Origin of the sequence: Aeromicrobium sp., assembly GCF_014378035.1 — a bacterium.
In the GTDB taxonomy this organism is placed as follows: Bacteria; Actinomycetota; Actinomycetes; order Propionibacteriales; family Nocardioidaceae; genus Aeromicrobium.
This window is the reverse complement of sequence record NZ_JACMOM010000390.1, coordinates 1-11,204: the sequence shown is the minus strand read 5'-3', so window position 1 is coordinate 11,204 and position 11,204 is coordinate 1. Positions and strand designations below refer to the sequence as shown.

General features: G+C 68.1%; 10 protein-coding genes. 6 read left to right on the top strand and 4 right to left on the bottom strand.

The window, feature by feature from the left end:
* The first annotated feature begins 226 nt into the window (after positions 1–226).
* The 3 genes from H7290_RS20760 to H7290_RS20750 are packed head-to-tail and all read left to right on the top strand — an operon-like array spanning position 227 to position 3,384.
* The gene (locus H7290_RS20760) at positions 227–1,063 is read left to right on the top strand and encodes an SDR family oxidoreductase (RefSeq protein WP_290515917.1); all 837 of its coding nucleotides are present in this window, start codon (positions 227–229) and stop codon (positions 1,061–1,063) included.
* 9 nt (positions 1,064–1,072) lie between these two features.
* On the top strand, positions 1,073–1,384 hold the full coding sequence (locus tag H7290_RS20755) for a YbaY family lipoprotein (protein WP_290515916.1): 312 nt from the start codon (positions 1,073–1,075) through the stop codon (positions 1,382–1,384).
* Complete coding sequence (locus tag H7290_RS20750) at positions 1,384–3,384, top strand: ABC transporter ATP-binding protein (RefSeq protein WP_290515915.1); 2,001 nt, start codon at positions 1,384–1,386, stop codon at positions 3,382–3,384. Before H7290_RS20755 ends, H7290_RS20750 begins: the two co-directional genes overlap by 1 nt.
* Positions 3,385–3,410: 26 nt before the next feature.
* On the opposite strand, the gene H7290_RS20745 is transcribed toward H7290_RS20750, so the two are convergent.
* From H7290_RS20745 to H7290_RS20735, 3 genes are all read right to left on the bottom strand, one after another.
* Positions 3,411–4,091, bottom strand: a complete 681-nt coding sequence (locus tag H7290_RS20745) for a hypothetical protein (protein WP_290515914.1) — start codon at positions 4,089–4,091, stop codon at positions 3,411–3,413.
* The gene (locus H7290_RS20740; protein ID WP_290515913.1) at positions 4,088–5,551 is read right to left on the bottom strand and encodes an NAD-dependent succinate-semialdehyde dehydrogenase; all 1,464 of its coding nucleotides are present in this window, start codon (positions 5,549–5,551) and stop codon (positions 4,088–4,090) included. Before H7290_RS20740 ends, H7290_RS20745 begins: the two co-directional genes overlap by 4 nt.
* A gap of 114 nt (positions 5,552–5,665) precedes the next feature.
* The gene (locus tag H7290_RS20735) at positions 5,666–6,328 is read right to left on the bottom strand and encodes a DedA family protein (protein ID WP_290515912.1); all 663 of its coding nucleotides are present in this window, start codon (positions 6,326–6,328) and stop codon (positions 5,666–5,668) included.
* 3 nt (positions 6,329–6,331) lie between these two features.
* Between H7290_RS20735 and H7290_RS20730 the strand changes: the two genes are divergently transcribed.
* Positions 6,332–7,840: a hypothetical protein gene (locus H7290_RS20730; RefSeq protein ID WP_290515911.1), complete on the top strand. Its 1,509-nt coding sequence runs from the start codon at positions 6,332–6,334 to the stop codon at positions 7,838–7,840.
* 24 nt (positions 7,841–7,864) lie between these two features.
* Here the strand turns inward: H7290_RS20730 and dnaB are convergent, their stop codons facing one another.
* Positions 7,865–9,199, bottom strand: coding sequence for a replicative DNA helicase (dnaB, locus tag H7290_RS20725; protein ID WP_290515918.1), 1,335 nt, complete (start codon positions 9,197–9,199; stop codon positions 7,865–7,867).
* Between the two features lie 440 nt (positions 9,200–9,639).
* Between dnaB and H7290_RS20720 the strand changes: the two genes are divergently transcribed.
* Both H7290_RS20720 and H7290_RS20715 read left to right on the top strand, forming a co-directional pair.
* Positions 9,640–10,962, top strand: coding sequence for an MATE family efflux transporter (locus H7290_RS20720; protein ID WP_290515910.1), 1,323 nt, complete (start codon positions 9,640–9,642; stop codon positions 10,960–10,962).
* Between the two features lie 5 nt (positions 10,963–10,967).
* A partial coding sequence (locus H7290_RS20715; RefSeq protein WP_290515909.1) for a hypothetical protein occupies positions 10,968–11,204 on the top strand: 237 nt, incomplete at its 3' end.

The following is an 11,204-nucleotide window of genomic DNA, read 5'->3' as shown; positions in this document are numbered from 1 at the left end:
GGGCAACCCTGCGGGCCATCAAGGGCAACCTGTTCTGGGCCTTCGCCTACAACGTCGCCGCCATCCCGCTGGCCGCCGCCGGGCTGCTCAACCCCCTGCTGGCCGGGCTCACGATGGCCTTCAGCAGCGTGTTCGTCGTGACCAACAGCCTGCGACTTCGCAGGTTCAAGGCCTGACACAGGCCCATCACCGGAATCAGCCGGGACTCCGCGGGGTTGCACCTCGCATGAACCCCATCGCCTTGACCGGATCGACCGGAGCCGTCGGTGGAATCGCCGCCCACCTGCTCGCCGACGCCGGAATCGCGGTGCGCCTGCTCGTCCGCGATGCATCGCGTGCGCCGAACCTGCAGGGGTCCGAGGTGCACGAGGCGCCTTACGGTGACAACGACGCGTGCGCCGCCGCGCTCTCGGGGGTCGACACGGTGTTCATGGTCTCGGCCGCCGAGGACGAGAACCGCGTCCAGCAGCACTGCGACTTCATCGACTCGGCGGTGCGTGCCGGCGTGCGCCAGGTCGTGTACCTCTCGTTCGTCGAAGCGTCGGCCGAGTCGGGCTTCCTCCTCGGCCGCGATCACGGTGCGACGGAGAACCATCTGCGCGCGTCGGGCCTCGAGTGGACGCTCCTCCGCGACAACTTCTATGCCGAGGTCCTGCCGATGTTCGCCGCCGACGGAGTGATCCGCGGTCCCGCTGGCGAAGGACGCGTCGCGGCGGTGTCGCAGCGCGACGTCGGTGCCGTCGTCGCGCAGGTGCTGCGCAACCCCCGGGAGCACTCGGGCCGCAAGTACGACCTCACCGGCCCCGACGCACTGACCCTCTCCGAGGTGGCCTCCGTCCTCACCGAGATCACCGGCAGGACCTACAGCTTCGTCGACGAGACGCTCGAGGAGGCCCGCGCTAGCCGAGCCCATCTCGGCGCACCCGACTGGCTGGTCGCGGCGTGGATCAGCACCTACACCGCGATCCGCGACGGAGAGCTCGAGCACGTGAGCGGAGACATCACCCGCCTGCTCGGCCGCCCGGCTACCTCCTTCGATGAAGCGATCGCAGAACGGGCCTAACCTAGACATATGCCTTCCCCCACGCTTCTGACCGTCACCGGCACCGTTCTCCTCCGCGAGCGCATCGCGATGCCCGCGGGCGCTGTGGCGACGGTCAAGCTCGTCGACGTCGAGGGTGAGGTGCTCGCCGCATCCGCCGTCGAGGTGTTGGGGGTACCGACCGAGTTCACGCTCGCCGTCGACCCGTCGTTCATCGCCGACCCGGCAGGGCTGCTCATCTGGGCGATGCTGCGCACCGAGGTCGGCGTGTGGGGCACCACCGATCTCGTTCCCGTCGACGGTGGCTCGACGGCCGTGATGCTCACCAAGATCGACGGCTGATGGCGAGGCCCGGCAGCGGACCCAGCATCACGCACCTGACGGAGCAGGAGATTGCCGAGGCGAACGCCCCCATCCTCGGCCGGATCGCCCTGATGCTGAAGCCCTACCGGACCAAGATGGCCTTCGTCGCCGTGGCTGTCGTCATCGCGGCGATCCTCACGTCGATCGTGCCGTTCCTGACCAAGGCAGTCTTCGACAAGGCACTCTTCCCGCCGAGCGGCGACATCCGCGTGCACCTGCTGGCGTGGCTCGTGGTGGGCATGTGCGTCATCCCCGTCGTGACGGCGCTCATCGGCATCGGCCAGAACTGGTTGACCGCGACGATCGGCAACTCGGCGATGGCCGACCTGCGCAGCGACCTGTTCGCCCACCTGCAGAAGATGGAGCTGGCGTTCTTCACCGCGACCAAGACTGGCGCCATCCAGTCGAGGCTCGCCAACGACGTCGCCGGAGTCCGCACCGTCCTCACCGACACCGCAACATCGATTTTGCAGAACAGCGTCACCGTCACCGCGGCGTTCGTGTCGATGATCATCCTGTCGTGGCAGCTGACGATCCTCACCCTCATCGTGATGCCGATCTTCATCGTCATCCAGCTGCAGGTGGGCAGGCGGCGACAGAGGCTCGCCCGCCGGACGCAGGAGTCTCTGTCGGAGATGACGGCCATCACCGAGGAGGCACTCAGCGTCTCGGGCATCTTGTTGTCGAAGGTGTTCAACCGCGCCGACTCCGAGGTCGAGCGCTACCGCATGGCGAACCACCACCAGACCCGGCTGCAGGTCGAGCAGGCCATGACCGGCCGGGCGTTCTTCGCCACGGTGCAGACCTTTTTCGCCGTCACCCCGGCACTGATCTACCTCGTGGCCGGGTTCATGCTGCAGGGAGGCACGTCGCTGACCGCCGGAACCCTCGTCGCCTTCACGACGCTGCAGGCCCGGTTGCAGATGCCGCTGCTGCAGCTCATGCGTGTGACCCTCGACGTCCAGACGTCACTCGCACTGTTCCGCCGGCTGTTCGAGTACCTCGACCTCGAACCGGCGATCGCCGAGCGACCCGGTGCCCTGACGCTGGAGGCAGCAGACCTGCGCGGGGAGATCGAGTTCCGCAACGTCTCGTTCCGCTACCCGGAGCCGCGGAGCCTGATCGGGACTGTCAACGTCGACCGGTTCGGCGAGTCCGGCGTACGCATCGACCGCACCGAGCCCGCCCCCGAGCAGGGGTGGGCCCTCGACGGCATCTCGCTGACCGTCAAGCCCGGCCAGCCCGCCGCCATCGTCGGTCCGTCAGGCTCCGGCAAGACGACCATGACCTACCTCGTTCCCCGCTTCTATGACGTCAACGAGGGTTCGGTCCTCCTCGACGGCACGGATGTTCGCGACCTCACGATGGGCTCGGTCGCCGAGGCGGTCGGCATGGTGACGCAGGAGCCCTACCTGTTCCACGGCACGATCCGCGACAACATCGCCTATGCCAAGCCCGACGCGACGGCCGACGAGATCGAGCAGGCCGCCCGCGACGCCAACATCCACGACCGCATCCTGTCGTTCGCCGACGGCTACGAGACCATCACGGGTGAGCGCGGCTACCGCCTGAGCGGCGGCGAGAAGCAGCGCCTCGCGATCGCCCGAGTGCTGCTGATGGACCCGCGCATCCTGATCCTCGACGAGGCCACCTCGGCGCTCGACACCGAGACGGAGCGGCTCGTGCAGGACGCCCTCGAGCGGGCGACCCACAACCGCACGACCATCGCCATCGCGCACCGGCTCTCGACGATCCACAACGCCGACGTCATCTTTGGCCTCGAGGACGGAAAGCTCGTCGAACAGGGCACGCACGACGAGCTGCTGGCGCTCGGCGGCCTCTACTCCCGGCTCTACGTCGAGCAGTTCGGCGCCGGCCAGATCGAGGCCCGCTTCACCGACGGCGTGCGCTTCACCGACGGCACCTCGATGTGCGACCGACCCGGTGCCGACGACCGTCGAGCTGACATCTCCCTCTGATCCTCCCCGATCTCCGGGGCGGTGGGTCAGGGCGCGGTGGCCCGAGTGTGGGCTGCAGCGACGGCGACTCCCGCTGCCTTGGTGAGCTGATCTGTCTGCTTGAGCTGCGGGCCGGCGTCGACGATCGAGGTGAACACGCCACCGCGACACGTCTGGGCCGACACCGCCAGCACCTTGGGTGTCAGCTGCGTGTACGAGACCAACGTGTCAGAACCCTTCGGGGCGCCGCCAATCTCTGCGAGGGTGCTGAACAGGCTGCAGGCCTGTTCCTCGGTGAGACCTGCTGCCGACTTCAGCAGTGAGCGGGACCGGTCGATCTGTCGTTGGTCGTCAGCGCTGATCCTCGCCCCTGACTTCTCCAGGCGGTCGATCGCCATCGGGACGGTCTCGGCCCACTGAGGCGCGGTCAGGGTGGACGCCTGGACGAGCCGGCCGCCAGATGTCCAACGGCACTGCGCCCCGCCGCCGGACCCAGCACCGTCGCCCGCGGACTCGATCGGCGTCACGGTGTCGACGGGTGCCCCGGCCAGCGCTTCGCGCTCCTTGGCATCGAGCAGCGCGCAGGCCGAGGGCGTCGCGGAAGACGGCGATGGCGAGGCGGACGGCTTCCCGTCGCCGGATCGAAAGAGCCCCGTCAGCGAGGCGCCCGCTGCGACCACCATGACGACGGCGACGACTGCCGCCACGACCCTGGTTCGCGACGTCACAGAGCCAGGCCGACGTACTTCGTCTCGAGGTACTCCTCGATGCCCTCGGCTCCACCCTCGCGCCCGAAGCCCGACGACTTGACGCCACCGAAGGGCGCGGCGGGGTTGGACACGACGCCCTGGTTGATGCCGACCATGCCGGTCTCAAGGCCCTCGTAGACGCGGATGACCCGCGCGTAGTCCTGGGTGAATGCGTAGGCGACCAGACCGAACTCGGTGTCGTTCGCCATCGCCAACGCGTCGGCCTCCTCGGTGAAGGTGAAGATGGGCGCGACGGGGCCGAAGACTTCCTCCTTGCTCATGCGCGCGTCGAGAGGCACGTCGACGAGCACGGTCGGTGAGTAGTAGTACCCCTCGCCCTCGGGTGCCGACCCACCGGTGACGACCTTTGCTCCCTTGGCCACCGCGTCGTCGACGAGCTCGGCGACCTTGTCGCGCTGCTTCGCCTCCACGAGCGGCCCGACGTCGATGCCGTCGTCGGTTCCACGCCCGACCGACAACGCGGCCATCCTCTCGGCGAATCGCCTGCCGAACTCCTCGGCCACCGACTCGTGCACGATGAAGCGGTTGGCTGCCGTGCAGGCCTCACCGATGTTGCGCATCTTGGCGAGCATCGCACCGTCGACCGCCTTGTCGAGGTCGGCGTCGTCGAACACCAGGAAGGGTGCGTTGCCGCCGAGCTCCATCGAGACTCGCAGCAACCCTTCGGCGCTCTGCTCGACGAGGCGGCGCCCGACCTCGGTCGATCCGGTGAAGGTCAGCTTGCGCAGCCGCGGGTCGCGGACGATCGGCTCCATGACCTCGCCGGTGGCCGTGGTGGTGACGATGTTGAGCACACCCTTCGGCAGTCCCGCCTCGGCGAGCACGGCGCCGAGCCACAGCATCGTCAGCGGCGTCAGGGCCGCCGGCTTGACGACCATGGTGCAGCCCGCCGCGATGGCCGGACCGATCTTGCGAGTTCCCATGGCCAACGGGAAGTTCCACGGCGTGATCATCAGGACCGGCCCGACAGGCTGCTTCATGGTCAGCAGTCGGGTCGCGCCGTTGGGCGCCACCGAGTAGCGCCCGGCGATGCGCACCGCCTCCTCGGAGAACCAGCGGAAGAACTCCGAGCCGTAGGCGATCTCGGCCTTGCTCTCCTTGAGCGGCTTGCCCATCTCGAGGGTCATGATCATCGCGAGCTCATCGGTCCGCTCAGTGATCAGCTCGAAGGCTCTGCGCAGGATCTCGCCCCGATCACGCGGCGGCGTGGCAGCCCATTCCTTCTGGGCACCGACAGCGGCATCCATGGCGTCCTTGCCGTCACCGACACTCGCATCGGCGACCTCGACGAGGATCGAGCCGTTCGATGGATCTTCGACGCCGAAGGTCTTGCCACCTTCAGCGTCACGCCACTCACCACCGATGAACAGCTGTGGGTGGACGGCCTCGATGGCCAGCTTCTCGTCGGATTCGCTCATGCCGCCACTGTAGGACGCTGGCCTTCACCCGGCATCAACAGCGCAGCACGTGAGCACTCACCAGGTCCCGCCGGCGAGCTGCCCTTCGAGCCGAGGGCAGCAGCGAGACGATCCTCATGCGGCGGTCGGGCGTCGCTTCTCGCGGACCCGCACGAACACGAACACCGCAATGACCAGCAGCACGCCACCGACGACGATCTTCTGGAACACATTGGCGTATGGCTCGACGGCGTCCCAGTTCTCGCCGAGGCGGTAGCCCGCGATGACGAAGATCGAGTTCCAGATCAGGCTGCCCAGCGTCGTGAGCAGGAGGAACAGCGCGAAGCTCATCTTTTCCACGCCAGCCGGCAGCGAGATGAGGCTGCGGAAGATCGGCACCATGCGACCGAAGAACACGGCCATGCCGCCGTGCTTGGCGAACCATGCCTCGGTCTTCTCCAGGTCGCTGACCTTGAGCAGCGGCACCTTGTCGAACACCATGACCGCGCGGTCTCGGCCGAAGATCGCGCCGAGCCAGTAGAGCAGTACTGCGCCGGAGACCGAGCCGACTGTCGTGGCGATCAGTGCACCGGTCAGCGAGAACGTGCCCTGGCTCGCAGCGAATCCCGCCAGCGGCAAGATGATCTCGCTGGGGATCGGCGGGAACAAGTTGTCCATCCCTACCGCCAGCGCGGCACCGAACAGGCCCAACGTGTCCATCAGGTCGACGGTCCAGCCGGCCAGCCCGGAGTCGGGGGCGTTGGCTGCTTCGGTCATCACGGTGGTCAGTATGGTCACGGCATGAGGGTATCCGGCTGGCTCAATGCACAGGTCGCGGTTCTCGGGCTCGTGGCTGCGGCACTGGTCGCCGGAGTCTTCGTCTTGGCTGACCGGGGCTCCTCAACGGACGACGCGAAGCCCTCCGGAGCCCAGGTGCGATCACCCCACCGCACGCTCGACGTCATCGCGTCACCCACACCCGCACAGTCGGCCGTCGAGATCTCCCGCCGCCTCTACTCCTCCTCACCGGTCGCCATCGTGGCGCAGGCGCACAGCACCCCGGCGCAGAAGGCGGCGATCCGCTCGGCCGGCGTGCTCGGAGTTCCGGTGCTCGTCGGCGGCTCCGGCGTCCCCGCGGAGCCGAAGCGGCTGGGGGCCGCCACGGTGCTGACGTTCGGCCGGACCAGCAAGGTTCACGGGGGGCGGGCCATGCCGCTGAACGAGGCGGCCGCGGCCGCGAAGGTCGCCACGCTGAAAGGCAGCCGCGCGGCCCGTGATGCTCGCCGCATCGACGCCATCGTGGTGACCCGCTCCCGGGCAGACAACGCAGCAGCCGTCGCGAACGCCACGAACGCCGGCGCTGAGGTGGTCGAGATCCCGACCGCTGACGCGCGGCGCTCGCCCACGGCCGCCCACGCACTCACCCGGCGGCCGCAGACCCCCGTCATCGCCGTCGGCACCCCCTTCGCGAAGGGCTTCGCCTACACGCTTGCCGTGGTGCGAGCGCGGGCGACGCAGACCAATGGCGCCTACCTCGCCCTGCCCGGCCGGCACTACGTTGCGATGTACGGGCACCCGGGCTCGCCCTCCCTCGGGGTTCTCGGCGAGCAGGGGGTGCGGGCGAGCGTCTCCCGCGTGCACCGCCTCGTCCGCAAGTACCGGGCCACCGACCGCCGAGCGCACTTCGTCCCGACGTTCGAGATCATCGCGACGGTGGCGTCCGCCGGGGCAGGCAAGGACAAGAACTACTCCAGAGAGGCCTCGATCAAGACCCTCGAGCCGCTGGTCGAGGCAGCCCGTCGATCGGGGGTTTACGTCGTCCTCGACCTCCAGCCCGGCCGCACTGACTTTCTGACCCAGGCGAAGCGCTACCGCTCACTGCTCGAGCAGCCCCACGTCGGGCTGGCCCTCGACCCGGAGTGGCGACTCAAGAAGGGCCAGAAGCACCTGCGCCAGATCGGGTCGGTCAAGGTCGCGGAGATCGATCGCACGGGCGACTGGCTGGCCCGGCTGACACGCGACAAGACGCGTCCACAGAAGCTTTTCGTGCTGCACCAGTTCTCGCCCTCGATGATCAGCCACCGTGGCCGTCTTGTCACCGACCACCCTGTGCTCGCCACCGTCATCCATGTCGATGGGTCAGGCCGCCAGAGCGCCAAGCGCGGCACGTGGGGGCGGCTGCACAAGGACTCCCCTGAGGGTGTCTTCTGGGGCTGGAAGAACTTCGTTGATGAGGACAAGCCGATGCTGGACGCCCGCCAGACGTGGCGTCGGGTCACACCACGACCGGATCTCATCAGCTACCAGTAGAGGGGGCGCCCTCGGTGTCGACGCTCAGCCGAAGAAGTCGCCCGCGGCGGCGCCGGACGGCACAGCGTCGCGCGCCATCGGAGTGAACCGGGAGTAGTGGCCCTGGAAGCTCACTGCGACCTTGTTGACCGGGCCCGAGCGGTTCTTGGCGATGATGATGTCGGCCTCGCCGGGACGCTCGGACTCGCCCGCACCGTGCGAGTCGGGGCGGTTGAGCAGCAGCACGATGTCGGCATCCTGCTCGATCGAGCCGGACTCGCGGAGGTCGGAGATCTGCGGCGTCTTGTCGGTGCGCTGCTCCGAACCACGGTTCAGCTGGCTGATCGCGACCACCGGGACGTCGAGCTCCTTGGCGAGGAGCTTGATCTGGCGGGAGAACTCCGAGACCTCGACCTGCCGGTTCTCGACGCGCTTGCCCGAGGTCATGAGCTGGAGGTAGTCGATGACCATGAGGCCCATGCCGTGCTGCTTCTTGATGCGCCGCGCCTTGGACCGGATCTCGGGCATCGTCATGTTGGGGCTGTCGTCGATGATGATGGGCGCGCCCTGCACCCGCGGCATCGCTCGGCTGATGGCGTCCCAGTCGCGCTGCCCCATGCCGCCGCCGCGCATGTGGTGGATGGCCACCTTGGCCTCGGCCGACAGCATGCGCATCGCAATCTCGGCGCCTGTCATCTCGAGGGAGAAGATGGCGCTGGGGATCTGGTGCCGAATCGAGGCGGATCGGCAGAAGTCGAGCCCGAGGGTCGACTTTCCGACACCGGGACGAGCGGCGACGACGATCATCTGTCCGCCACGGAACCCGGTCGTGAACTTGTCGAGGTCGGGGAAGCCCGACGGCACACCCGTCATCTCGCCATCGCGACTCTGGATGTCCTCGATCTCATCGATCGTGAGAGTCATGAGCTCGGCGACAGTGCGATAGTCCTCGGCCTGGCTCGTGCCGTCGACGTCGAGCACCTCAGCCTGTGCTCGGTCGACGATCTCAGCGACGTCGCCCTGGCCTGCCTGACCGAGCTGGGCGATGCGCTGACCGACCTCGACGAGGCGACGCAGCACGGCCTTCTCACGGACGATGTCGGCATAGAAGTCGACGTTGGCCGCGATCGGCACACCAGCCACGAGCGTGTGGAGATAGGGAGCGCCGCCGATGCGTCCGACGTCTCCACGGCGCTGCAGCTCGGCGGCGACGGTGATGGCGTCGGCCGGCTCCCCACGGTTCGCGAGGTCGACGATCGTGTCGAAGATGAGCTCGTGAGCGGGGCGGTAGAAGTCGCGTGCCTGCAGGATGTCGGAGGCCGGGTCGATGGCCTGCTTGCTGATGAGCATGGCTCCGAGAACACTCTGCTCGGCTGCCATGTCCTGCGGCGGAACACGTCCAGAACCGGGGTCCTCACCCGATCCGGGGGAAGCCTCGTAGAGGTCTGTCACACTCACAGATCAAGGCCCTTCTGCATGCTCATCACGCTACGCGTCACCACGGACAACTTCCGCCGACCCGCCACAGTAGGCCTGTCTGGTCCGGCGGCAAAGGTCGCGACGCACAGGCCCTGTGTGCAACGTTCCGCAAGCTGTGGAAAACGCCGACAGCCATGTGCACAGCCTGTGGACGAAAGTGTGGACAACGCAGAAATATTGGTGGGAGGTAGTCCCCTGACCTGCAACGATGAGCTTTACGGCGTGTGGAGACAAAATACTTTGCGGTCTTCGCTGTCCACGGGTGCCTGTTCATACACTTGTCGACAAATCCCGTCACTTTGTCCCCACGACACCGTCCCGTCACCTTCAGGAGGCCGCACATGAGGCCATCTCGCGTCGACGACCGACAGATCGTGCGGGTCGCCGTACCGGCATTCTTCGCCCTCATCGCCGAGCCGCTCATGCTGCTCGCCGACACCGCGATCATCGGCCATCTCGGCACGCCGCAGCTGGCCGGCCTGTCGGTGGCATCGGTCGTGCTGGGCACGGTCGTGGGGCTGTGCATCTTTCTCGCCTACGGCAGCACCGCAGTCGTCGCGCGACACCACGGCGCCGGGGAGGAGGACGTGGCGTTCAGCCTGGCCGTCAGCGGTCTCTGGCTCGCCGCCGGGCTCGGGCTGGTGCTGGGTGTCGCCCCCGCAGCCACCAGCGGAGTGCTGGGCTCGAGCCTCGGCAGGTCGACCGAGGTGGCAGGTCATGCTCGGGACTACCTGCTCATCTCGGCACTCGCGGTTCCGGCGATGCTGCTCGTGCTCGCAGCGACCGGGGCCATGCGAGGGGTGCTCGACCTGCGGACCCCGTTGCTCGCCACGATCGCCGCCAACATCCTCAACGTCGCGCTGGCTCTGCTGTTCGTCTACGGATTCGGGTGGGGCATCCGCGGAGCGGCGGCCGCGACCGTCATGGCGCAGTGGTTCGCGGCCCTCTGGCTCGTGTCGGTCACGGTGCGACGCGCACGCGACGCGAAGGCGTCCACTCGCCCTCGCCCCGCCGAGATCCTGGAATCGGCACGACACGGTGTGCCCCTGCTGGTGCGCACCCCCACGCTGCGCGCCTCCCTCATCCTTGCGACCCTCGTGGCCGCCGACCTCGGTGGCGTGTCGCTCGCGGCCAACCAGGTCGCGGTGGCCATCGTGACCTTTCTGGCGTTCGGCCTCGACGCCATCGCGATCGCCGGGCAGACGCTGACAGGTCGTTCGCTCGGCGCGGGCGATGCTGCGCTCACCCGTGAGCTCACGACCCGCATGATCACGTGGGGCGCCGCCACGGGGGCCGTTGCCGCCATGGCGCTGGCTGCCTCCGCACCGTGGCTGCCGCGACTGTTCACGTCCGACGTGGACGTCCGGCAGGCTCTTGTCCCGGTGCTGCTCGTCATCGCGGTCATCCAGCCGCTGTCCGGCGTGGTCTTCGTGCTGGACGGCGTGCTGATCGGGGCGGGCGACGGTGCCTATCTCGCGAAGGCCGGACTCGTCGTGCTCGTCGTCTACGCACCGCTGGTGCTCGCCATCGGCTGGACCGAGGCAGGTTTCACCTGGCTGTGGGTGGCCTACGGAGGTTTCATCACCGCACGGCTGGCCACGCTGTGGGTCCGCCAGCGCGGTTCGGCGTGGATGGTGCTCGGTACGACCCGCACGGCAGACTGATCCGCATGATCACGCTTGAGCACGCTCCCGGTCGGCCGTCGGACATTCACGGCGACACGCACGACCCGGTCGTGCTGCTGTGGCACGGGATGGAGCCGGACCAGCGGGGGCTCCTCGCACCCCTCGCACAGACGTTGGTCGACGCCGGATGGTCCGTCGTCGTCCCCGACTGGGACTCCTCGGCGGCGGACGGCGGGCGTGCAGACCTTCTCGGCTCGGCCCGCCTGGCTCGCGAGCTGCTG